We start from the raw sequence: 22,006 nt of genomic DNA, 5'->3' as shown, positions 1-22,006 counted from the left end.
CACGCTAATGTGATTTATTCGTCATCACCTAGGATCACTGAATCTAACGCGATCAACATCATGTCATTGAACGTAGTCTGACGCTCATCGGAGGTGGTTTGCTCACCTGTTTTAATGTGGTCTGATACGGTACAAATCGTTAGCGCTTTAGCACCATATTCCGCACATACACCGTAGATGCCAGCGGCCTCCATTTCAACACCAACAATGCCGTACTTGTCCATCACATCGAACATTTCTGGGTCTGGCGTGTAGAATAGCTCTGCTGAGAATAGGTTACCGACTTTCACATCAACACCGCGGGCTTTTGCTGCATCTTCAGCGGCGCGAACCATCTTGTAGTCCGCAATTGCTGCAAAGTCATGGCCCTTAAAGCGAATACGGTTCACTTTAGAATCCGTACATGCGCCCATGCCAATCACAACATCACGTACTTTGATATCTTCGCTCACTGCACCGCAGCTACCGACACGAATGATCTTCTTGACGCCAAAGTCTTTAATTAACTCCGTCGCGTAGATTGAACAAGATGGGATACCCATACCGTGGCCCATAACAGAAACCTTACGGCCTTTGTATGTACCAGTGAAACCAAACATATTGCGAACATCACACACCTGTACTACGTCTTCTAGGAAGGTTTCTGCAATGTACTTAGCACGTAGAGGGTCACCCGGCATTAGAACGACGTCTGCAAATGAACCTATTTCAGCGTTAATATGTGGAGTAGCCATGTCTGTATATTCCTTATATCTGAACAAAAAAGTAGAGAGGCACTATGCCTCTCTGCTCATCAATTGGTTATAGAAAGTTCTTACCGTAATCCATTGGAGACGTACCGAAGTAGCTCGCCAAGGTTTGACCGATGTCTGCGAATGTGTCGCGAAGACCTAGTGAACCAGCAGGAACTTTCTGACCGTACACAATCACAGGGATGTGTTCACGAGTATGGTCAGTGCCTTGCCATGTTGGATCACAACCGTGGTCTGCAGTTAGGATAAGTACATCGTCCTCTTCCATTAGCTCTAGCACTTCGTGAATACGGCCATCAAAATATTCAAGCGCAGCTGCGTAACCCGCTACATCGCGGCGGTGGCCGTATGCCGAGTCGAAATCAACGAAGTTAGTGAAGACGATGGTGTTATCACCCGCTTCTTTGATCGCTTCTTTCGTTGCTTCAAATAGCGCTGGAATGCCTGTCGCTTTGGTTTTCTTAGTGATCCCGCAACCTGCATAAATATCTGAGATCTTACCGATGGAATGAACCTGACCGCCCTTCTCATCCACTAGCTTTTGTAAGATAGTCGCTGATGGTGGTTCAACAGACAAATCGCGGCGGTTACCCGTACGCTCAAACTGACCTTTACCCGGGCCAATGAATGGGCGCGCGATAACACGGCCAATGTTGTAATCTTCTAGCTCTTCACGCGCAATTTGGCAAAGCTCAAGTAGACGCTCAAGGCCGAATGTCTCTTCGTGACAAGCGATCTGGAATACAGAGTCCGCTGAGGTATAGAAGATTGGCATGCCAGTCTTCATGTGCTCTTCACCCAGATCATCAAGAACCTGCGTACCAGACGCGTGACAGTTACCTAGGAACCCGTCTAGGCCCGCACGCTCTAGGATGCGATCAGTCAGCTCTTTCGGGAAGCTGTTTGCTTTGTCTGTGAAGTAACCCCAATCAAACAAAACAGGCACACCAGCAATTTCCCAGTGACCAGACGGCGTGTCTTTACCTGAAGATAGCTCAGCGGCGTGGCCGTATGCACCAATGATGTCAACATCTGCATCCAGACCTGGGGCAAACTGACCCGTTGATTCTTTGTGCGCCATCGCCAAACCCAGTTTCGATAGGTTAGGTAGCTTAAGTGCGCCACTACGATCGGCATTATCCGCCAAACCTTTTTCACACTGCTCTGCAATATGACCTAGCGTGTCTGAACCAACGTCACCAAACTTTTCAGCGTCTGCTGTCGCGCCAATACCGAATGAGTCTAGTACTAAAATAAATGCTCTTTTCATTGCTCGTTCCTTAGGCCCACTCGGTAATCATTGGAATGCAGCAGGCCTTTTTTATTACTAATTAAATATCTTCTGCGCGGATCTGGCGGTAGACCTCTGGAGTCGGTGTATATTCACCGCCAATCGTAATGGCATTTTTCAGTGCTTGTGCTGCTTCTTGCCACTGCTCTTCACTGCGCGCGTGAATCATCGCTAGCGGTTTGTCGCTTGATGCTTCTTCGCCCAAACGGATGAAACCATCAAAACCCACTGCGTAATCAATCTTGTCAGTCGCCACTCGACGACCGCCACCCATAGCCACAACAGCCATACCAATGGCACGTGTATCCATCGCGGATACCACACCCGTTTGATCCGCAAAGACGGGCTTGATGATGTCTGCTTTTTCTAGGTAGTTGTCGTAGTTTTCAACAAAGTCTGCCGGGCCGCCGAGGCCTGCCACCATCTTACCGAAGCACTCTGCTGCTTTGCCGTTATCCAGCACGTTCATCAGTTTCGCACGCGCGTCTTCTGTGTTTTCAGCCAGTTTACCTAGCACCAACATTTCTGCGCACGATGCGATAGTCACTTCAAGTAAACGTGGGTTACGGTATTCGCCTGTTAGGAATCGAACCGCTTCGCGTACTTCCACCGCGTTACCGGCTGAAGAAGCCAGTACCTGGTTCATATCAGTCAGGATGGCCGTTGTCTTGGTGCCAGCGCCATTTGCTACGGCAACAATCGACTTCGCCAGCTCTTCAGACGCTTCGTAAGTCGGCATAAACGCACCAGAACCTACTTTTACGTCCATAACCAGTGATTCAAGACCTGCTGCCAGTTTCTTAGACAGAATTGACGCAGTAATCAAAGAGATGTTGTCGACCGTTGCGGTGATATCGCGCGTTGCGTACACACGTTTGTCTGCCGGAGCAAGGTCGCCCGTTTGGCCGATGATTGCGACGCCCGCATCTTTGGTGACATCACCAAATACTTCATTGGTTGGGGTGATGTTGTAGCCCGGAATTGACTCAAGCTTATCAAGCGTACCGCCCGTGTGACCAAGGCCGCGACCTGAGATCATTGGTACAAAACCACCACATGCTGCCACCATAGGGCCAAGCATCAATGAGGTTACGTCACCAACGCCACCAGTTGAGTGTTTATCGACAATCGGACCGCCGAAGTTCTTGTGGCTCCAGTCAATCACCATGCCTGAGTCACGCATTGCACACGTCAGGGCAATACGTTCTGGCATCGTCATTTCGTTGAAAAAGATCGTCATTGCGAATGCAGCGATCTGGCCTTCAGACACGGTATTGTTCGCAACACCTTGAATAAAAAAGTTGATTTCTTCCGCGGTCAGTACTTCGCCGTCGCGTTTTTTACGGATAATTTCTTGTGGTAAATACATTAGAGCCTCCCACACATTATTAGGTGGTTTGTAGAGTAAAAGGTATGTGGCAAGCGAACGCTCACCACATTCAGACTGTTGTAATTAGTACGCGGCTGGATCAGCCGTTTCGTCTGTTACTTCTAATGTATTTAGGAGGTTGGTTAGCAGGCTTGACGCACCGAAACGGTAGTGTCGAGCATCAACCCAGCCATCACCTAAGATTTCGTCTGCCATTGCTAGGTACGCAGCTGCGTCTTCTGCAGTACGTACACCACCAGCAGGTTTGAAACCAACGGTTTCTGCTACGCCCATATCGCGGATGACTTCTAGCATCATGCGTGCGTATTCTGGGGTTGCGTTTACAGGCACTTTACCTGTGGATGTTTTAATAAAGTCTGCGCCCGCTTCGATACAGATTTGCGACGCTTTCTTGATCAATGCTTCTTCTTTCAGTTCACCTGTTTCGATGATCACTTTTAGAAGAATATCGCCACAGGCTTCTTTACATTGCTTAACTAACTCGAAGCCCACTTTCTCATCACCCGCCATTAGGGCGCGGTATGGGAAAACGACGTCTACTTCATCTGCACCGTAAGCCACAGCAGCTTTTGTTTCTGCAACTGCGATTTCGATGTCATCGTTACCGTGTGGGAAATTCGTTACGGTTGCGATGCGAATTTCTGGTGTACCTTGCTCGCGAAGTGTCTTCTTAGCAATAGGAATAAAGCGAGGGTAAATACAAATTGCAGCTGTGTTACCTACTGCTGATTTTGCGTCATGACATAGAGAGATAACTTTCGCATCAGTGTCATCATCATTCAGCGTAGTTAGGTCCATTAGTTTAAGTGCACGTAGTGCTGCTGCTTTTAAATCGCTCATTTCTATCTCCGATCAATATTCAAAAAAGTTACAACCTTGATTCTTTTTAAGGTCGCATTCATTTATGAACGGACTTGGTTCCTTGAAGACTCGGTATATACAGCGAAAAATATACCAATTGCTATCCCTGTCACCGCACAGTACCAGTTTGGTCTATGGCACAACAATCTGCGATTGCGGTGTCTAACGTATATGGGCATAACACCCAAGCAACTTAACGTTGCTGCCAACAGAAATCATACTCCATGTATTGATTAACGCTAGCTAAAAAACTTTTCAATAATCCATTGATAAGCTATGCCACCTAAGTAAACCCCGACAATCCCCATCACACCCGACAAAACAGGCGGAGCAGGTATGGGTAACTTAATGGCAGAAAACAGGACTCCAACGACAAAACCTGCGAGGATTGCGAGGATAACTTCATTCATGAGTTTTACCCTACTTTCTATACATATATACATTATAGATATTTGTCGCAGAACTGTAGTTGCTCATAGAGCGCAAACGGTTTGTATCTCAAAAAAGATCCTGTTCAACGTTTGCGCGGACTTACCTACCGCAAACGTCAAGTCTCTGGTTGTCTGAACCGAGCTCAGACATTGTTTGAGCGCTTAACTTAATCAAAGCTAAACACTCTCCGTTTTCAAGATAGTTAGTGTGAGAACAAGACAACAGGGACTCGCCCCCAGTCACTTAGCTATCGCACTGACTATGCAGAAAACAAAAAAGCCCCGTAGCACAAGAATGTGACTACGGGGCTTTTTAAAGTGGCGTCTATATAATCTTTCTCTTACTTAATTAGAAAGATAGGAAGAAGCCAGCGATTGTCGCCGCCATTAGGTTAGATAGCGTACCCGCACAAACCGCTTTAACACCCATACGAGCGATGTCGTGACGACGGTTTGGCGCTAGACCACCTAGACCACCTAGTAGAATCGCGATAGAAGAAAGGTTTGCGAAACCACATAGAGCGAATGCGATAATTGCTTGAGTCTTCTCAGACATTACTGCACCTGTTGCTGGAACCACTTGTGCAGCGTCACCAACGTAAGGTACGAAGTTTAGGTAAGCTACGAATTCGTTTACTACCAGTTTCTGGCCGATGAATGAACCCGCGAATGTTGCTTCTTCCCATGGCACACCGATTAGGAATGCTAGAGGAGAGAATAGGTAACCTAGTAGAAGTTCTAGAGTTAGCTCCGGCATGCCGAACCAACCACCAAGACCACCTAGAATACCGTTGATAAGTGCGATTAGACCAACAGATGCACCGCCCGCAGCTGCGTCGATAACGTTAGCCGGCTTGTCTTCACCACCGTCGATGTCTTTATCTAGATCTTCATCTGCCGTGTCAGTTTCTGGCTTAATGATCTTAGCGAATAAAAGACCACCTGGTGCCGCCATGAATGATGCCGCAACTAGGTATTCTAGAGGAACACCCATTGCTGCGTAACCAGCTAGTACACCACCAGCAACTGACGCTAGACCACCACACATTACTGCAAATAGCTCAGACTGTGTCATTCTAGGAACAAACGGACGTACCACTAGAGGCGCTTCTGTTTGACCTACGAAAATGTTCGCTGCTGCAGACATAGACTCGGCACGTGATGTACCTAGTGCTTTTTGTAGACCGCCACCAAGAATCTTGATAACCCATTGCATAACACCGATGTAGTAAAGTACAGAGATTAGCGATGAGAAGAAGATTAGCGTTGGAAGTACTTGGAACGCAAAAATGAAACCGATACCGTCAACTGAGAAGTTAACTAGGCTGCCAAATAGGAAACCAGTACCGTCTTTACCGTAGTCGATAACGTTTTGTACACCAGCTGAGAAACCAGCCAGTAGATCACGACCCCATGGCACGTAAAGAACGAAACCACCGATAATAAATTGGATAGCAAAAGCGCCACCCACAGTTCTTAGATTGATAGCTTTGCGGTTATCAGACAGTAGTAATGCTATACCTAGCAAAACTGCCATACCGACTAGGCTCATAAACAGGCTCATAAACAGGCTCATAGTTTATGACTTCCTTATAGGTTATTTGTTTGGCGTGTTACAAAATGGAGCTAAAAAAGCAACCGCAATTATACTCATCCGTCCATCAACAAAGTACTGCCGTGTTCACAGTTTCTAATAAGATCAAACTAACATTCATTCCACATTGTGATACAAATCTCCTTTATATGCATATTAAATCACAGCATCCATACTTCGTTTAGATTCTATTCACAAAGGCCTAGTGCTCGGCTGCTATTATTCCAAACAGCCTGCCCTATCTCACTTTTTGATTCAGGCCTTAGCTCAGCCAGACAATCTAACACCGCTGCCAACATTTTGGGGTGATTGTCTTCCCCTTGGTGACCACTCAACGGCATGTCTGGTGCGTCAGTCTCCAAGACCAACCGCTCTATTGGCAGTTGCGCGATCGCTTGGCGGGTTTTATTTGCTCTTGGGTATGTAATGACACCGCCTACCCCAATATAGAAACCAAGCTCAATGAACTGCTGCGCCTGCTGGTAGCTGCCAGAAAAACCGTGAAGAATACCGCTATACTGAAACCGATACTGCTTCAATAATTGAATGAGTCGATTATGCGTTTTTCGTGCATGCAGGATCAGCGGTTTTTTCGATTGGCTGGCTAATTCAATCTGTCTGATAAACAGCATCTCTTGCAGTCCCATCTCTACATCAATCATTGCATCCAAGCCACACTCGCCCACAGCGACACAATTTGGATCAGAGCCTGACAATAATGTCTCTAGCGATTGCAAATACTGAATGCTGTCACCATCCAGAAAATAAGGGTGAAAGCCCAAAGCATAGTAGATTGATGGATACTGGCTTGAAAGATCGATAACCTTTTGCCAATTTGAAGGTCCAATAGCCGGGATCAGCAGTCGTGTAACGCCGTGCTGATGAGCTTGCTGCAACTGAGATGCAAAGTCGTCACTGAAGGGTTCGAAGTCAAAATGACAGTGGGTATCAAAAAGGCGCATCATTAGCGCGCCTTTGTTTTGTTTTCGTGCGTCGGGTCTTTGCGGTAAGGGACACAGCTTCGTTTATTTTCAGGCGTCAGCCCCATCGATAAACACCAAGCATCATACTTTGCGATTACCTTCTTAAACCAAGTGATCATGCCCTACCCTCCAAGAATTACTGCTCTTCTCGCTTAAACACCAAGTCGGTTGGTGTCGACTCTTCCTCTACAAAGTAATAGCCCGCAATGTCGAAGTTAGTCAAATCTGCAACACTGGATATTCTATTTTCGATGATATAACGAGCCATCATACCGCGCGCTTTTTTCGCGTAGAAACTGATCACTTTGTACTGACCGTTTTTGCAATCTTTAAACACAGGTGTAATCACTTGTGCATCCAAGGCTTTCGGTTTCACCGCTTTAAAATACTCATTGGAAGCTAAGTTGATTAAGACATTATCGCCCTGAGCTGCAAGTGCTTCATTCAGTTTCTCGGTGATCACATTCCCCCAGAATTGATAGAGGTTCTTCCCTTTATCATTCTCTAGTTTAGTACCCATTTCTAAGCGGTAAGGTTGCATCAAGTCGAGAGGTTTCAATAAACCATATAAACCAGAAAGCATGCGCAGGTGCTGCTGGGCGTAATCAAAGTCCTCGTCACTGAGTGTCTGAGCATCTAAGCCAGTATAGACATCCCCTTTGAACGCCAAAATCGCTTGGCGTGAGTTCTCCGTGGTGAACTCTTCACTCCATTCCTGAAAACGGCCGACGTTGAGGTCTGCGATCTTATCACTCACTTTCATCAGGCTGGACACATCTGCAGGGGTTAACTGTCGACAAACCTCAATCAACGCTTTCGAATAATCAATCAATTCAGGCTGAGTGAACTTCTCTGTCGCAAGAGGCGATTCATAATCCAATGTTTTCGCTGGAGACACTACGATTAGCATAACTTTACTCTACTGATTCTATTTTTATTTGACTCTAGGATACAAAAAAAGCCGTGCAATGTCTGCACGGCTTTTTGAATCAAACTGATAGTGAAATGCTATGAGTCTTTCTTGTCTGTATACCAGATACCTTCTTCAAGCTGAGATTTCAGCTCTGGGTAATCGTTAGCATCGAAAGTCGGTACTTTACCTGCGTCTAACTGACGGTTGTAGTCTTTCGCCAGCTTAATCACGATACCTGATAGTAGGATAATCGCTACCAAGTTCACAATCGCCATCAAACCCATAGAAACATCAGCCAGAGCCCAAACGATTGGTAGAGACGCCACCGCACCAAACATCACCATACCAAGAACCACTACTCGGAAGATGCTTAGACCCGCTTTGTGGTTATGCTCCAAGAAGATAAGGTTTGTCTCTGCGTACGAATAGTTTGCAATGATGGATGTGAAAGCGAAGAAGAAGATCGCTACGGCAACGAATACGCCACCCCATTCACCAACCTGAGAGCTCAGTGCGTTCTGAGTTAGCTCAATACCCGTCACTTCACCGTGTGGTACGTATTCACCCGACATTAGGATGATAGCCACTGTTGCAGAACAGATCACAATCGTATCCATGAAGACACCTAGCATTTGCACATAACCTTGTGACGCCGGGTGTGGCGGGTATGGCGTTGCAGATGCTGCTGCGTTAGGTGCAGAACCCATACCAGCTTCATTCGAGAACAGACCGCGTTTGATACCGTTGATCATCGCTTGTGCAATTGCGTAACCTAGACCACCCGCTGCGGCTTCTTGTAGGCCAAACGCACTCTTAAAGATCAGCTCCAGAACTGCAGGCAGTTTTTCAATGTTCACGAACATAACGAACAGAGCTAGGATCAAGTAAGCGAGCGCCATTGCCGGTACAATCATCTCAGCAACACGTGCGATACGCTTGATACCACCGAAGATGACTACCGAAGAAAGAATCACAACACCAACGCCAACATAGGTTTCATTCCAACCAAAAGCGGTGTTCATTGCGCCTGCAATCGAGTTAGCCTGAACGGCATTAAATACCAAACCAAAAGCGATGATTAGGAAGACAGAGAACAGAACCCCCATCCAGCGCATACCTAGGCCTTTCTCCATGTAGTATGCAGGGCCGCCACGGTAGTTACCGTCATCATCTTTGGTTTTGTATAACTGTGCTAGTGTGCTCTCTGCAAATGAGGTTGCCATACCCAACATCGCGATTAGCCACATCCAGAAGATCGCGCCAGGGCCACCCGCAGTTAATGCAACAGCGACACCCGCCATGTTACCAGTACCTACACGCGCAGCTAGACTAGTACAAAGAGCTTGAAAAGAAGAAATACCAGCGCTGTCTGTTTTACGGCTATTTTTAAGAACTGAGAACATGTGGCCAAAGTGGCGGAACTGGATAAAACCCAGTCTTACGGTGAAGTAAATCCCAACACCCACCAACAAGTAAACAAGAATCGAACCCCAAAGCAGGTCGTTCATTAAATTGATTATATCTGTCATAAGAACCTCATATTGAGTTTTCGCTGGCCTCTGCTTCCAAGCCATCCACTTGATTGCAAGCTAAGAGTCAATGAACTTAGCATTTATAGTTTAATTTTCGTGCAACCAAGATTTGTAAAACGCGCCTCATGCTTCCATTTTACGTACCAGCTGATTTTTGACGGGCGGATAATGCAGCGAAGACAAGCAAAAATCAATATGCACCATGTTTTATTTGAAGGTTATTTTTTACTATAAAGTCACCTTAAATTAACACAAAGCTGAACAAAACGACCACAAACACAGAACAAGATCACCAAATTTATACAACAATATCGAGTATTACCCTTCTCAACACTCCTATCACGGAAAAATTGACTCCAAGCCTTGTTATCCAAGGCTTGGCGGGATGCTAGCACCAAAACAAAAAAACATTTCTAAGCTCTGCCGCTGCTGAAGATGAAAACTTATTGCATAACAGCACTTATTGGTGATCTTATAAACAGTCGATTAACAATCAATTTCCGACAATTTAATCGTTACCGTGCAAACACCCGAACAAAAAACCAGCAAAACGGATAAAGATTAGTGTGAGTTACTAGTAAAATTTCCAGAAAACCTTCATGGAATCGTAACAAATGAGAAACGAATCAAAGTTACGCTGCATTGAGAATGGTATTTAAACAATACCCCTTCAAAGAGTAACTATTAACAGAGGTAGCTTATGGACAGCTTAAACTTTGAAGACATTATGGAAATGGAACTACCAAAAACTCGTGGTGTACGCTCAAAACCTGTGAAACGCAAGTGGCGAGAAATTGAGGCGATAAAAGACCGACAACGTCTTCAGCGTGAACTAAAAGAAATGGGCATCGCGTTTGAAGATATTGAAAATATAGATTTCTAATAAAAAAGAGGCGCTTAGCCTCTTTTTTGTTTCTGTCGAACGAACTAAATGCACTCTTGCTCGTTCTGCCTGACTCGCTGAGCCAATTGCTGATACTTTTCAGCGATGGTTTCACCAAAGACAGGATCTTCTTCGTTTTCAGTCCATTGATCCTCAACCGCCTGCCAATCTTTGACGGTAAAAACTTTGGCAATGAGTGGTAATACCGCTCGCTCTTCTAACTCTAGGTGGCTCTTCTGCGAGTTAACGAACTCTTTGAGCTGAGTGAGAAAGATATCTTGTGGCACTACCGCATCATTAAGAATCATATCGACGGTATCTAAGAAAGCATGCGTTTGCTCTGACAGGACTTTATGCTCATTTTCAAGGTTGATGATTTCTTGCTGCTCGCCAAAATGATCCAAATAGTACTGATACAGTATGTCTTCTTTCGGATGGTGAACCCGCTCTGAATGATCCACAAGATAGGTGACTATTTCACGAAGTAACGAGTAATTAATTGGCTCCTCTTGCTCTAGTAAAGCAATCTTCTGTTTCAACACGGCCAACAGTCGAACCATATAACCGTGTTCGCGTCTTATCCTCTCAATCATCATAGCGTTTCTCCTTAACACTCATGTTTTATAAGTGTATATGAGAATATCTCGCTTAGCCTTGGGCCCGCTCAAATTTTAAACAAATGTTCAAAATCAACGTTCTAAGATCGTCGCGGGTAAACACCAGTCGATCGGCGACACTCCTTGGTTAACTAAAAGTTCGTTGGCCTGAGAAAAGTGCTTACAGCCTAAAAAGCCGCGGTGAGCAGACAATGGCGATGGGTGTGGCGCCGTTAAAACATGGTGTTTATTGCGATCGATGAATCGGCCTTTCTTCTGTGCGTGAGCTCCCCATAAAAGAAACACGACACCAGACTGATGTTGGTTGATGGCCTCTATGACTTTATCAGTAAATGTTTCCCAGCCCGTTTTAGCATGGGAATGCGCTTTACCTTGCTCTACGGTTAAAACGGTATTAAGCAGTAAAACCCCCTGCTCGGCCCAATGCTGTAAATAACCGTGTTGTGGTATATCAAAACCGTCTATATCTTGTGCGAGCTCTTTGTACATATTCACCAGTGAAGGCGGCGTTTTCACGCCAGGTAAGACAGAAAAGCAGAGACCATGTGCCTGGTTTGGGCCGTGGTAAGGATCTTGGCCCAATATAACCACTTTAACGTCACCGAACTCAGTAGCACGGAAAGCATTGAATACATCTTGTGCTGGTGGGAAAATCACTTTCCCCGCATTACGCTCCGCGTCCACAAAAGCTAATGTCTGCTGAAAGTAATCTTGTTCTTTCTCCGCACCAATCACATCATGCCAAGTCAGTGATGAGTCCATACTTTGTTCCTTCTACTATTCGTCATTTCAAACGATTGTCTCAAAAAGTAATGAAGGAACAAAGCACTGCGGTGATCAGACGTATTGAACTAATGTTTTTGCGGCGTTCTGTGATGACCTTGACCAGTAACATGTCGATTAGGCACTGGCCGACGCACTGATTTTACCGATGTACTGCTTACGAAAATCTGCTGTGATGAAATAGACATAGTGACACCCTCTAATTATTAAACCCGCTATCTGCGATGAAAAATTGATGCCACTTTTATTACTAGACGCTTTCTTTTATTGCTTCTAGATGAAAACGGCGCAATTGAGCAATTTCATCTTTCCAAATCTCAGGCTCTATCGTCTCTAAGATCAATGGGATACCATCAAATCTCGAATCTTTAGCAATGTATTCAAAACAATCCCAACCGATCTCTCCTTTACCTAAAGCATGGTGTCTATCTACCTTACTGCCAAGTGCAGATTTCGAGTCATTTATGTGCATTGCTCTTAAATAGTGCATTCCAACTACACGATCAAACTCGGCAAATGTGGATTCACATGCTTCAAATGATCCCAAATCATAACCCGCAGCAAATGTGTGGCAGGTGTCAAGACAAACACCGACACGCGCCTTATCTTCGACTTGGTCAATAATTTCAGCAAGATGCTCAAATCGCCACCCAAGGTTCGTGCCTTGACCGGCTGTATTTTCAATCACAGCGATAACGTCAGGAACTGCCTGATGCGCTAAGTTGATGGATTCAGCAATCTTAGTTAAACATTCTTGCTCTGAAATTTTCTTCAAATGACTACCGGGATGAAAGTTCAACAGCGTTAACCCGAGCTGCTGGCAACGCTCCATTTCGTCAATAAACGCGGCACGTGACTTATTCAGCTTTTCTTCCTCTGGCGCACCAAGGTTAATGAGATAAGAATCATGCGGAAGAATGTGCTCACTAGTAAATCCCAGCATGCGACAGTTCGCTTTAAAAGCACTGATGGTTTTCGCTTCCAGTGGTTTAGCAGCCCATTGGCGCTGGTTTTTCGTAAACAGCGCAAATGCATTCGCACCAATTTCTCTTGCTCTGATTGGAGCCTGATCAACACCGCCTGCCGCAGAGACATGCGCCCCAATATATTTGTTTCCGTCAGTCTTTTTTAACATTGTCATTTATTCACTTTGCACTTTCAGTTTAGACAACAAAGAGCCTTGATTTTTGCGTTTCTAGTCACTCTCTGTTGCTACATTTTGTTGTAAATTTACAACAAAATGAAATTTAACTCTTAATACAGAACCTTGATAAAAACCTCAAAACTCTGTTTTCTAATGGTTAGTTGATTTAACTCAACTAAATAACCACTATATATGTAATGTTTTTGGTGGTTATTTGACCTAAATCAAAATTAACCAGCCATTTTTTAGGTATATATAACTCAGCTCGACAAAATTCGAAAATTAACACCAATCAAGCCACATTTGTGGACCAGGAGAAAGTTATGATCCAAGGCATTCAAATCACTCAAGCAGCAAACGACAACCTACTAAACTCTATTTGGCTATTAGATAGCGAAAAAAATGAGGCTCGTTGTGTTGCCGCTACAGCAGGCTATGAAGCCGATCAAGTTGTCGCTATCAGCGAGCTTGGTGAATATGAATCACGTGAAGTAGCAATTGAGACAGCACCAAAGATTGAGGGTGGCCAGCACCTAAACGTTAACGTCCTAAAACGCGAAACGTTGGAAGATGCGGTGGCAAACCCTGAGAAGTACCCTCAGTTGACTATCCGTGTATCTGGCTACGCTGTACGTTTTAACTCACTGACAACTGAGCAACAACGAGACGTTATCGCACGTACTTTCACTGAGTCTCTATAAAACTCAGTCATAATGTTATCAAAAGCGGTGCTCTATGAGCGCCGCTTTTTTGTATCTCAATGTAGCACCCAAAATCCATATCTGATGCATTAGTCGACGAAATCAGGTAGATTGAAGCATCTATTCCTAATACTCATTAATTATGCTATTGGAAGGCATTGAAACGCTTTTGGTTTTAAGTAAAGCGAAAACCATGAGCAGAGCAGGTAGCTTGCTATACATCAGTCAGTCAGCCGTAAGTAAACGGATCGCTAACCTAGAAAAGAAACTGGGGAAAAAGCTGATCGCACCCGAAGGGCGCAATGTGAAGCTCACACCAGATGCTATCAACTTGATCGACAGCATTGGACCGACATTTAATGAACTCCGCGGTTTAATTTACGAACAACAGGCAGTGGAAGAAAATAGCCTTATTAAGTTGGATTGCTCTGAGACTTTAGTGGCCGGGTACTTATCTGAGGTACTGGGCCAATGGTTCAAACATGATCCTTACATCCGATTGTCTACCAACCATACGCCGCGAATTATCGAGCATGTACAGTCCGGCAAAGCGCATATTGGCGTGTGTGCTGGCCACCTGCCAACCCATCACAATTTAACGACCTTTCACCTGCTTGATGAACCATTTAACATCGTCTACTCGCAAAACCTAGCCACACTTCCCGAAGTCATTATCACCAATGATCTCAATAACACCGCAAATACCTACCAACTCGCCATCTTAAATCGACTAAACATCCAGCCGATCATGCAGATGGACTCCTACAGTGCCGCTGCTCAGCTTGCGTTGTCGGGGATCGCCCCTGCTTTGGTCCCCTTATCAGTGATAAAGACGCTAAATATCGATGCGTGTTACTGTCATCATTTTGAACAGCTTAAACCTCTCTATCGCCCGATTCATATCTGTACTCGTCCTTCTTCGCTACGGAACGAAAGAATTAAAACACTGATAGAATCGATTGCTGATGCTGTTCCCATAGTAGCTTCAGCGCCATTAACATAGACATAGTGATCACCAGTGGGCGAATCCACTTTTGCCCTTTAGTCACCACAATTTTTGCACCCGACCTTGCCCCGATAAAGCCACCAGCCGCCATCACTAACCCCACCTCCCAAATAGGGAGTCCTGCGATAACGAAAAATAACAGAGCCGCAATGTTTGAGGTAAAGTTGAGCACTTTCGTACGAGCGGTCGCCTCAACTAACGAGAAATGCGCTAATGCAACAAAACAGACCGTAAAAATAGACCCTGTTCCGGGGCCAAAGAAACCATCATAGAAACCAACACCGCCCCCCACAGTAAAAGCGAACATCATTTCAGATAGCTTTGCCTTTCCTTTCTGCTCTTTCGTTTTGGGCATTAGCAAAAAATAGACAGAAATGGCGACAAGTAACATAGGAATTAGACTGGTAAGAACCCCAGCATCGATATACTGAACGGCCTCGGCACCAATAGCAGAACCAATAAAGGTACAGACAATAGCAAAGCGCATCTGTCTGAGGCTGACGATACCGTTGCGAACGAAATACCAAGTAGCAGAAAAGCTTCCAAATGAACTCTGTAATTTGTTGGTTGCCAATGCTTGTGTAGGTGGAATCCCCACAGCAAGTAGTGCTGGTAGCGTGATTAAACCACCGCCCCCAGCCATAGCATCAATAAACCCCGCAAGCATGGCAACAAAAAATAAGAGAGCAAGAATGTCTAAAGAAAGTTCCATTGCGTTTCAATTAGTTATTATGACTTAGATGAACAAAGTTACCATCAGGTCACGCTTCACGTAAGCGAAAGGTTCGATTACAACCAATTCCTATTTTTCATCAATAGTTATCTTGTTGAAGGAGCCCCCCCTCATTAAAGCACAAAAAAAGCCCGCTCTACTGAGCGGGCAATGAGGTTGTCTGTAAACTCTTATGAGCTTACTGATTTTTATTAATTACGCTTCTTTATCTGCAATTTTAGCGTGTAGCTCTTGAACAGAAGTTACTGATGCACAAGCGTCAGCCGTATGCGCCATACATGTCGCAAACGCAGCGTTAAGTGTCGTTGTGTAGTTCACTTTCTCTGCTAGCGCACCGCGACGAAGAACTTTTGAGTCTTCGATTGCTTGACGACCAGCAGCCGTGTTGACAATGTAGGTGTACTCATTGTTCTTGATGCGGTCAAGGATATGAGGACGACCTTCATGTACCTTGTTGACTAGACGAGGGTTAATGCCCGCTTCACCCAGGATAACCGCCGTGCCGTGTGTTGCATCTAGCTGGTAACCAAGCTTTGTTAGCTTAGACGCTAGGTCAACTACGCGCTGTTTATCGCCTTCACGAACAGACAGTAGTGCACGACCACCTTCAGGGTAAACCTTGCCACAGCCTAGTTCCGCTTTCGCATAAGCTTCAGCGAATGTTGCACCGACACCCATCACTTCACCTGTTGAGCGCATTTCTGGACCTAATAGCGGGTCAACACCTGGGAACTTGTTGAACGGCAGTACCACTTCTTTCACTGAGTAGTAAGGTGGAATAATCTCTTTGGTAAAGCCTTGTGACTCTAGAGATTGGCCTGCCATTACACGCGCAGCAATTTTCGCCAGTGGTGCGCCTGTCGCTTTCGAGACAAACGGAACCGTACGGGCAGCACGAGGGTTTACTTCGATTAGGTAAACGTCGTCGCCTTTCACAGCAAACTGCGTATTCATCAGACCGCGAACACCCAATTCGAACGCCAGCTTCTCAACTTGCTCACGCATCTTGTCTTGGATTTCCTGGCTTAGCGTGTAAGCAGGAAGTGAACATGCTGAGTCACCAGAGTGAACGCCCGCTTGTTCGATGTGCTCCATGATACCGCCGATAACCACACGCTCACCGTCACAGATAGCGTCGATATCGACTTCAGTTGCGTCATCTAGGAAGCGATCCAGCAGGACTGGTGATTCGTTTGACACGCTGACGGCTTCATTGAAGTAGCGACGCAGGTCTTGCTCATCGTAAACAATTTCCATCGCACGACCACCAAGTACATAAGACGGGCGAACCACCAATGGGAAACCAATTTCTTTCGATTTCTCAACCGCTTGTTCCATTGTCGTTACAGTTGCGTTTTCTGGCTGTAGTAGGTCAAGACGCTCTACTGCCGCTTGGAAACGTTCGCGGTCTTCCGCGCGGTCAATCGCATCTGGGCTAGTACCAATGATTGGTACACCAGCGGCTTCAAGTGCGCGAGCCAGTTTCAATGGTGTTTGACCACCGTACTGAACAATCACACCTTTTGGTTTTTCAACGCGCGCGATAGCCAATACATCTTCAAGTGTCACTGGTTCAAAGTACAGACGGTCAGACGTATCGTAGTCGGTTGAAACCGTTTCTGGGTTACAGTTGACCATGATGGTTTCGTAACCATCTTCGCGCAGTGCTAGTGATGCATGAACACAACAGTAGTCGAACTCAATACCTTGACCGATACGGTTAGGACCACCGCCCAGAACCATGATCTTGTCTTTATCGGTCGGCTGCGCTTCACATTCATCATCGTAAGATGAGTACATATAAGCGGTATCAGATGAGAACTCTGCCGCACAGGTATCCACTCGCTTGTACACCGGGTGAATATCGAATTGCTCACGCGCACGACGAATCTCGCTTTCCGCAACACCCAGTAGCTTAGATAGACGAGCATCAGAGAAACCTTTGCGCTTCATCTGGCGAAGCACATCTTTCGTCAGACCTGCGTAACCACCCGCTTTAATCTCCGCTTCTAGTTTCACAATCTCTTCGATTTGAACTAGGAACCAACGGTCGATTTGCGTTAGGTTAAACACACCGTCTACTGACATGCCTGCACGGAATGCATCTGCGATGTACCAAATACGCTCGGCACCCGCTTCTTTTAGCTCGTGGCGAATCGTTGTTAGAGCATCAGGTGCTTCTAGGTCAACCATTTCGTCAAAGCCATTTGCGCCAACTTCTAGACCACGCAGTGCTTTGTGAAGAGATTCTTGTTGGTTACGACCAATTGCCATAACCTCACCAACTGACTTCATCTGTGTTGTCAGACGGTCGTTTGCGCCCGCAAATTTCTCGAAGTTAAAGCGAGGAATCTTAGTTACTACGTAGTCGATTGTTGGTTCGAATGACGCTGGCGTTGCACCACCAGTGATGTCATTTTGTAGCTCGTCTAGAGTAAAGCCAACCGCCAGTTTCGCTGCAATCTTAGCGATTGGGAAACCTGTTGCTTTTGACGCTAGAGCAGAAGAACGAGATACACGTGGGTTCATCTCGATGATAACCATACGGCCATCTTTCGGGTTGATACCAAACTGTACGTTTGAACCACCTGTCTCAACACCGATTTCACGCAGAACCGCTAGCGATGCGTTACGCATTAGCTGGTATTCTTTGTCAGTCAGTGTTTGCGCTGGTGCTACTGTGATTGAGTCACCAGTGTGGATGCCCATTGGGTCGAAGTTCTCAATTGAACATACGATGATACAGTTGTCCGCTTTGTCGCGAACCACTTCCATTTCGTACTCTTTCCAACCGATCAAAGATTCATCGATAAGCAGTTCGTTGGTCGGAGAAAGATCCAGACCACGACGACAGATTTCTTCGAACTCTTCTTTGTTGTACGCGATACCGCCACCCGTACCACCCATGGTGAAAGATGGACGGATGATACAAGGGAAGCCAACCATGTCTAAAACTTGGTAAGCTTCTTCCATGCTCTTCGCTGTGTCTGCGCGAGGACACTCAAGGCCGATAGACTTCATCGCTTTATCAAAGCGAGAACGGTCTTCCGCTTTATCAATCGCGTCAGCCGTTGCACCAATCATTTCTACGCCGAACTCTTCAAGAACGCCGTGTTTCTCTAGATCTAGCGCACAGTTAAGTGCCGTCTGACCACCCATGGTTGGCAGAACTGCGTCAGGACGTTCTTTTTCGATGATCTTGCGTACAACTTCCCACTGAATCGGCTCGATGTAAGTCGCATCTGCCATTTCTGGGTCAGTCATAATCGTTGCTGGGTTAGAGTTAACCAGGATAACTCGGTAGCCTTCTTCGCGAAGAGCTTTACACGCTTGTGCGCCAGAGTAGTCAAACTCACATGCCTGACCGATAACAATCGGACCAGCACCAAGAATTAGAATACTTTGAATGTCAGTACGTTTTGGCATTATCTACTACTCCGAATTAAGCGCTGTGTTTTTTGATTAGTTCGATAAAGTGGTCAAATAGCGGTGCCGCGTCGTGTGGACCTGGGCTCGCTTCAGGGTGACCTTGGAAGCTAAATGCTGGCTTATCTGTGCGGTGAATTCCTTGCAAAGAACCATCAAATAGCGATACGTGAGTGGCACGTAAGTTCTCTGGTAACGTTTCCTCATCCGCTGCAAAACCGTGGTTCTGAGAGGTAATCATCACAACATCGCGGTCTAAGTCTTTAACCGGATGGTTTGCGCCGTGATGACCAAACTTCATCTTCACTGTTTGTGCGCCAGATGCTAACGCTAGGATTTGGTGACCTAGACAGATACCAAAGATAGGTAGACCTTTTTCTAGGAACACTTTGGTCGCTTCAATTGCATAAGTACATGGTTCCGGGTCACCAGGGCCGTTTGATAAGAAAACGCCATCTGGGTTCAGGGCCAGTACTTCTTCTGCTGACGTTTCAGCAGGTACAACAGTCAGGCGGCAGCCGCGGTCAACCAACATTCGTAAGATGTTGCGTTTCGCACCGAAGTCGTATGCAACAACGTGGTACGGCAGCTCGCTGTCGTCTTTCGCCTCTGGAAGTCCACCTTCAAGCGTCCACGAACCTTGTTTCCATTGATACGCTTCTTTTGTTGTAACTTCTTTCGCAAGGTCCATTCCTTTCAAGCCTGGAAAATCTTTTGCTTTCGCTAGTGCCAAAGCTTCGTCAAGGTTATCACCTGCCACGATACAACCGTTTTGCGCACCCTTTTCACGAAGGATTCGAGTGAGCTTACGAGTATCGATATCAGCGATGCCGACAATGTTTTGAGACTTAAGATAATCAGAGAGGGATTGTTCGTTACGGAAGTTAGAAGCGATAAGAGGAAGATCGCGGATCACAAGGCCTTGTGCATGAATGGAAGAGGATTCTTCGTCTTCGGAATTGGTTCCGGTATTACCAATGTGGGGATAAGTAAGAGTGACAATCTGTTGGGAATAGGAAGGATCAGTGAGGATTTCTTGGTACCCCGTCATCGAGGTATTAAAAACGACTTCACCAACGGATGTGCCATCTGCTCCAATGGAAACACCGTGGAACACTGTCCCATCTTCTAGGACTAACAGTGCTGATTTACTCAAGACAACCTCCAGAATAAAGATGCAAAAATAATAAATTAAACTGCAAATTTGCCTTCCTTAGCGCTATAAATAAGCGAAATAGGCATTTTCGACAAATTGGCGGTATTCTAAAGATGGCTGTGACCTGTGTCAACAGAACCGTAAAAATAAATCAGTCATTTAAAGCCATTAACTATAAAAACACCTCTAGATGACTAAAAACACAAGTTTACTATGGCCGACACTCACGATTAATGAAAAAACAATGAAACAACAAACAAAAACAAGTGACACAAATCACACAAAAACATCCAAGACACAAGCAAACGATAAACCAAAAAAGTTTACACTTACTTTTGAGCCATTAAGACAAAAAACAACCACTAACCAATAAAAACAACACCAAAAATAATGAGTTTCCGATGCTAAAATAATAAAGTGCGAATGGAAGGTTATAGCTCTGGTGTCAGAATAAAAAAAACGCCGGGAAATCCCAGCGCATAATTATGTATTTATAAATCATTCAACCCTAACACATCAGTCATGGTGTAAAAGCCCGGTGCTTTTTCCTTAAGCCATACTGCAGCTTTTACCGCGCCATTGGCAAAGGTCATTCTATCTGTCGCTTTATGGGTGATCTCCACTCTTTCACCAATATCTGCAAACATAGCAGTATGCTCGCCGACAATATCTCCGGCACGGATCGTCGCAAAACCAATTTCATCTTTGGTTCGCTCACCTGTAATGCCTTCTCGTGCATACACCGCAACATCACTGAGTTTATTACCCATAGCACCAGCAATTGCTTCTCCCATGCCGATCGCTGTACCTGACGGTGCATCAACTTTATGACGATGATGAGCTTCTACAATTTCGACATCGCAGTAGTCTCCCATCACCTTGGCGGCTTTTTCCAAAAGCTTGAAGACTAAATTGACGCCAACCGAATAATTCGGTGCCATCACAACAGGAACTTCTTCCGCAAACTCATCAATTTGAACGCGCTCTTGCTCAGAAAACCCAGTAGTCCCAATCACAATACTTTTACCGTGTCGTTTACACAGTTCTAGGTTTGCAAGCGTACTTGCTGGAGCGGTAAAGTCGATTATCACGTCAAAACTATCGATTTCTTTCGCAAGATCATCTGTCAGAGCGACTGAAAACTTACCTTCACCACAAAGTTCACCAATATCAACGCCGACTAAAGATGACTCAGGCCTTTCTGAGCCAGCACCTACGTGTGCATTCGGGTTATGATAAGTTGCTTTTACTAAGTTGCGACCCATACGGCCCGCTGCTCCTGCAATTGCAATACGTACCATTGCATTTATCTCCATTCTTCGAATTATTTGGGACTTGGCCCTATATCCAGTTGAATTAAACTAACAGCAATATACCGTTGTGGCTAGCCTCAAGAAAACTCTTTCATGACTCTTTCTAGAATAGGGACGTTAGCTTCAGGGAACGCGTACTCCGAAAGGTTGTCAATTGGAACCCATTTGCCTTGCTGGCCTTCTTTGCCGAAAGGTTCATTTTCAAACTTTGTTACGCAGATAAAATCGAACTTGAGAGACTTGTCTGGATAATCATATTCTAGATGTTCAAACAAGTGTTGGTCTGTGGCTGTGATTCCTATCTCTTCTTCGAGCTCACGAATCATAGCTTGCTCTGTGGTTTCGCCAGACTCAACTTTTCCGCCCGGAAATTCCCAGAAGCCACCTTTATGTTTATCATCCGGTCGTTTGGTGATGAAAATTTCCGACTTGTCTTGGTTAAAAATAATCGCCGCTACAATATGTATACGTTTCATCTTACTTCCTTAATCAATTTC

Annotated in this window: 21 protein-coding genes; 3 read left to right on the top strand and 18 right to left on the bottom strand. The window is 45.4% G+C overall.

Annotated elements, in window-relative coordinates; all coding sequences use genetic code 11:
- Positions 1–14: 14 nt before the first annotated feature.
- The 10 genes from deoD to VNE01S_RS05030 all read right to left on the bottom strand — a co-directional run bounded on the left by deoD (position 15) and on the right by VNE01S_RS05030 (position 9,744).
- Positions 15–734 carry a purine-nucleoside phosphorylase gene (gene deoD / locus VNE01S_RS05070; protein ID WP_053396715.1) on the bottom strand — a complete coding sequence of 240 codons (720 nt, stop codon included), beginning with the start codon at positions 732–734 and terminating at the stop codon, positions 15–17.
- Between the two features lie 67 nt (positions 735–801).
- Positions 802–2,022 carry a phosphopentomutase gene (locus tag VNE01S_RS05065; protein WP_053396714.1) on the bottom strand — a complete coding sequence of 407 codons (1,221 nt, stop codon included), beginning with the start codon at positions 2,020–2,022 and terminating at the stop codon, positions 802–804.
- 61 nt (positions 2,023–2,083) lie between these two features.
- The gene (gene deoA, locus VNE01S_RS05060; protein ID WP_053396713.1) at positions 2,084–3,412 is read right to left on the bottom strand and encodes a thymidine phosphorylase; all 1,329 of its coding nucleotides are present in this window, start codon (positions 3,410–3,412) and stop codon (positions 2,084–2,086) included.
- A gap of 84 nt (positions 3,413–3,496) precedes the next feature.
- A complete protein-coding gene (deoC, locus tag VNE01S_RS05055) occupies positions 3,497–4,273 on the bottom strand; it encodes a deoxyribose-phosphate aldolase (protein WP_053396712.1) in 777 nt (258 codons plus the stop codon).
- 260 nt (positions 4,274–4,533) lie between these two features.
- The gene (locus tag VNE01S_RS05050) at positions 4,534–4,704 is read right to left on the bottom strand and encodes a XapX domain-containing protein (protein WP_053396711.1); all 171 of its coding nucleotides are present in this window, start codon (positions 4,702–4,704) and stop codon (positions 4,534–4,536) included.
- Positions 4,705–5,074: 370 nt separating this feature from the next.
- On the bottom strand, positions 5,075–6,289 hold the full coding sequence (locus VNE01S_RS05045; protein WP_061781628.1) for a NupC/NupG family nucleoside CNT transporter: 1,215 nt from the start codon (positions 6,287–6,289) through the stop codon (positions 5,075–5,077).
- Between the two features lie 218 nt (positions 6,290–6,507).
- The gene (locus VNE01S_RS05040) at positions 6,508–7,281 is read right to left on the bottom strand and encodes a TatD family hydrolase (protein ID WP_053396810.1); all 774 of its coding nucleotides are present in this window, start codon (positions 7,279–7,281) and stop codon (positions 6,508–6,510) included.
- Between the two features lie 2 nt (positions 7,282–7,283).
- Entirely contained in the window at positions 7,284–7,421 is a 138-nt protein-coding gene (locus VNE01S_RS19685; protein ID WP_162208414.1) for a DUF5363 family protein, read from the bottom strand.
- Positions 7,422–7,438: 17 nt separating this feature from the next.
- The gene (gene yaaA / locus VNE01S_RS05035) at positions 7,439–8,212 is read right to left on the bottom strand and encodes a peroxide stress protein YaaA (protein ID WP_053396709.1); all 774 of its coding nucleotides are present in this window, start codon (positions 8,210–8,212) and stop codon (positions 7,439–7,441) included.
- Positions 8,213–8,310: 98 nt separating this feature from the next.
- Positions 8,311–9,744, bottom strand: coding sequence for an alanine/glycine:cation symporter family protein (locus tag VNE01S_RS05030; protein ID WP_053396708.1), 1,434 nt, complete (start codon positions 9,742–9,744; stop codon positions 8,311–8,313).
- Between the two features lie 703 nt (positions 9,745–10,447).
- Here VNE01S_RS05030 and VNE01S_RS05025 point away from each other — a divergent pair.
- Entirely contained in the window at positions 10,448–10,630 is a 183-nt protein-coding gene (locus VNE01S_RS05025; protein ID WP_053396707.1) for a DUF3545 family protein, read from the top strand.
- Positions 10,631–10,674: 44 nt separating this feature from the next.
- Here the strand turns inward: VNE01S_RS05025 and VNE01S_RS05020 are convergent, their stop codons facing one another.
- The 3 genes from VNE01S_RS05020 to nfo form a co-directional block, all read right to left on the bottom strand.
- On the bottom strand, positions 10,675–11,226 hold the full coding sequence (locus VNE01S_RS05020; protein ID WP_053396706.1) for a hemerythrin domain-containing protein: 552 nt from the start codon (positions 11,224–11,226) through the stop codon (positions 10,675–10,677).
- Between the two features lie 93 nt (positions 11,227–11,319).
- Entirely contained in the window at positions 11,320–12,009 is a 690-nt protein-coding gene (gene ung, locus VNE01S_RS05015) for a uracil-DNA glycosylase (protein ID WP_053396705.1), read from the bottom strand.
- 271 nt (positions 12,010–12,280) lie between these two features.
- Positions 12,281–13,171 (bottom strand): deoxyribonuclease IV, encoded by an 891-nt coding sequence (gene nfo, locus VNE01S_RS05010; RefSeq protein ID WP_156309901.1) that lies wholly within the window; start codon positions 13,169–13,171, stop codon positions 12,281–12,283.
- 326 nt (positions 13,172–13,497) lie between these two features.
- On the opposite strand from nfo, the gene grcA reads away from it, so the two are divergent.
- Positions 13,498–13,875 carry an autonomous glycyl radical cofactor GrcA gene (gene grcA / locus VNE01S_RS05005; RefSeq protein ID WP_053396704.1) on the top strand — a complete coding sequence of 126 codons (378 nt, stop codon included), beginning with the start codon at positions 13,498–13,500 and terminating at the stop codon, positions 13,873–13,875.
- 142 nt (positions 13,876–14,017) lie between these two features.
- Positions 14,018–14,878: a LysR family transcriptional regulator gene (locus tag VNE01S_RS05000; protein ID WP_053396703.1), complete on the top strand. Its 861-nt coding sequence runs from the start codon at positions 14,018–14,020 to the stop codon at positions 14,876–14,878.
- Here VNE01S_RS05000 and VNE01S_RS04995 read toward each other — a convergent pair.
- The 5 genes from VNE01S_RS04995 to mutT all read right to left on the bottom strand — a co-directional run bounded on the left by VNE01S_RS04995 (position 14,814) and on the right by mutT (position 21,985).
- On the bottom strand, positions 14,814–15,593 hold the full coding sequence (locus VNE01S_RS04995) for a TSUP family transporter (protein WP_053396702.1): 780 nt from the start codon (positions 15,591–15,593) through the stop codon (positions 14,814–14,816). The two genes, VNE01S_RS05000 and VNE01S_RS04995, sit on opposite strands and share 65 nt — an antisense overlap.
- A gap of 216 nt (positions 15,594–15,809) precedes the next feature.
- Positions 15,810–19,040 carry a carbamoyl-phosphate synthase large subunit gene (gene carB / locus VNE01S_RS04990; protein WP_053396701.1) on the bottom strand — a complete coding sequence of 1,077 codons (3,231 nt, stop codon included), beginning with the start codon at positions 19,038–19,040 and terminating at the stop codon, positions 15,810–15,812.
- A gap of 16 nt (positions 19,041–19,056) precedes the next feature.
- On the bottom strand, positions 19,057–20,196 hold the full coding sequence (carA, locus tag VNE01S_RS04985; protein ID WP_053396700.1) for a glutamine-hydrolyzing carbamoyl-phosphate synthase small subunit: 1,140 nt from the start codon (positions 20,194–20,196) through the stop codon (positions 19,057–19,059).
- Positions 20,197–20,687: 491 nt separating this feature from the next.
- Positions 20,688–21,497, bottom strand: coding sequence for a 4-hydroxy-tetrahydrodipicolinate reductase (dapB, locus tag VNE01S_RS04980; RefSeq protein WP_053396699.1), 810 nt, complete (start codon positions 21,495–21,497; stop codon positions 20,688–20,690).
- 89 nt (positions 21,498–21,586) lie between these two features.
- The gene (gene mutT, locus VNE01S_RS04975) at positions 21,587–21,985 is read right to left on the bottom strand and encodes an 8-oxo-dGTP diphosphatase MutT (protein WP_053396698.1); all 399 of its coding nucleotides are present in this window, start codon (positions 21,983–21,985) and stop codon (positions 21,587–21,589) included.
- Positions 21,986–22,006 lie beyond the last annotated feature (21 nt).

Source organism: Vibrio nereis NBRC 15637 (genome assembly GCF_001591105.1).
Lineage (GTDB): Bacteria > Pseudomonadota > Gammaproteobacteria > Enterobacterales > Vibrionaceae > Vibrio > Vibrio nereis.
This window is presented reverse-complemented; position numbering and strand designations above follow the sequence as displayed.

What these genes read in the sequence shown, in the direction of transcription:
- deoD (WP_053396715.1), bottom strand. Translation starts at nt 734, where the DNA reads ATGGCTACTCCACATATTAACGCTGAAATAGGTTCATTTGCAGACGTC.
- VNE01S_RS05065 (WP_053396714.1), bottom strand. Translation starts at nt 2,022, where the DNA reads ATGAAAAGAGCATTTATTTTAGTACTAGACTCATTCGGTATTGGCGCG.
- deoA (WP_053396713.1), bottom strand. Translation starts at nt 3,412, where the DNA reads ATGTATTTACCACAAGAAATTATCCGTAAAAAACGCGACGGCGAAGTA.
- deoC (WP_053396712.1), bottom strand. Translation starts at nt 4,273, where the DNA reads ATGAGCGATTTAAAAGCAGCAGCACTACGTGCACTTAAACTAATGGAC.
- VNE01S_RS05050 (WP_053396711.1), bottom strand. Translation starts at nt 4,704, where the DNA reads ATGAATGAAGTTATCCTCGCAATCCTCGCAGGTTTTGTCGTTGGAGTC.
- VNE01S_RS05045 (WP_061781628.1), bottom strand. Translation starts at nt 6,289, where the DNA reads ATGAGCCTGTTTATGAGCCTAGTCGGTATGGCAGTTTTGCTAGGTATA.
- VNE01S_RS05040 (WP_053396810.1), bottom strand. Translation starts at nt 7,281, where the DNA reads ATGCGCCTTTTTGATACCCACTGTCATTTTGACTTCGAACCCTTCAGT.
- VNE01S_RS19685 (WP_162208414.1), bottom strand. Translation starts at nt 7,421, where the DNA reads ATGATCACTTGGTTTAAGAAGGTAATCGCAAAGTATGATGCTTGGTGT.
- yaaA (WP_053396709.1), bottom strand. Translation starts at nt 8,212, where the DNA reads ATGCTAATCGTAGTGTCTCCAGCGAAAACATTGGATTATGAATCGCCT.
- VNE01S_RS05030 (WP_053396708.1), bottom strand. Translation starts at nt 9,744, where the DNA reads ATGACAGATATAATCAATTTAATGAACGACCTGCTTTGGGGTTCGATT.
- VNE01S_RS05025 (WP_053396707.1), top strand. Translation starts at nt 10,448, where the DNA reads ATGGACAGCTTAAACTTTGAAGACATTATGGAAATGGAACTACCAAAA.
- VNE01S_RS05020 (WP_053396706.1), bottom strand. Translation starts at nt 11,226, where the DNA reads ATGATGATTGAGAGGATAAGACGCGAACACGGTTATATGGTTCGACTG.
- ung (WP_053396705.1), bottom strand. Translation starts at nt 12,009, where the DNA reads ATGGACTCATCACTGACTTGGCATGATGTGATTGGTGCGGAGAAAGAA.
- nfo (WP_156309901.1), bottom strand. Translation starts at nt 13,171, where the DNA reads ATGACAATGTTAAAAAAGACTGACGGAAACAAATATATTGGGGCGCAT.
- grcA (WP_053396704.1), top strand. Translation starts at nt 13,498, where the DNA reads ATGATCCAAGGCATTCAAATCACTCAAGCAGCAAACGACAACCTACTA.
- VNE01S_RS05000 (WP_053396703.1), top strand. Translation starts at nt 14,018, where the DNA reads ATGCTATTGGAAGGCATTGAAACGCTTTTGGTTTTAAGTAAAGCGAAA.
- VNE01S_RS04995 (WP_053396702.1), bottom strand. Translation starts at nt 15,593, where the DNA reads ATGGAACTTTCTTTAGACATTCTTGCTCTCTTATTTTTTGTTGCCATG.
- carB (WP_053396701.1), bottom strand. Translation starts at nt 19,040, where the DNA reads ATGCCAAAACGTACTGACATTCAAAGTATTCTAATTCTTGGTGCTGGT.
- dapB (WP_053396699.1), bottom strand. Translation starts at nt 21,497, where the DNA reads ATGGTACGTATTGCAATTGCAGGAGCAGCGGGCCGTATGGGTCGCAAC.
- mutT (WP_053396698.1), bottom strand. Translation starts at nt 21,985, where the DNA reads ATGAAACGTATACATATTGTAGCGGCGATTATTTTTAACCAAGACAAG.